1 protein-coding gene is annotated in these 409 nt (G+C 72.4%); it reads right to left on the reverse strand.

Going from position 1 to position 409, the window contains the following annotated elements:
• A partial coding sequence (locus AC0IYH_RS29540) for a glycosyltransferase (RefSeq protein ID WP_471837612.1) occupies positions 1–409 on the reverse strand: 409 nt, incomplete at both ends.

A 409-nucleotide genomic window follows, 5' to 3' on the forward strand; every position in this document is an offset into this window, starting at 1 on the left:
GTATGGAGGCGCGTCACCGCGTCGGCGTGGCTGGCGCTCGGCGCGACGACGACATCCGCGGTTTGCAGACCGACCCGGTTAATCGCGTCCAGCCATGCATAGCGGTCGCCCGGCACCTCCCCATGCGCAGCGCGCCACCACGTGCCAATGCAGCCATGGGCGACGGCGACGACGGGCTGCGAGATGTCTCCGCCCGCCGCCAGCGTCGGCATGTTCGCCTGCACCAGATCGACCCGCTCGCGCCGTGCGAGGGCAGCGATCGCGCGGCCGGCGGCAATCATCGGTGCGGGGCCGTCGCACAGCCAGTCGAGCGGCAGGCCGGTATCGACCAGCGGCACGCCTGCTATGGCCGCGACCTGCGCCCGCTGCTCGTCGTCGGGAGAGGGGCCGAGCACCGCCAGCAGCGTTT

This window comes from Pseudomonas sp. AC463 (assembly GCF_979253585.1).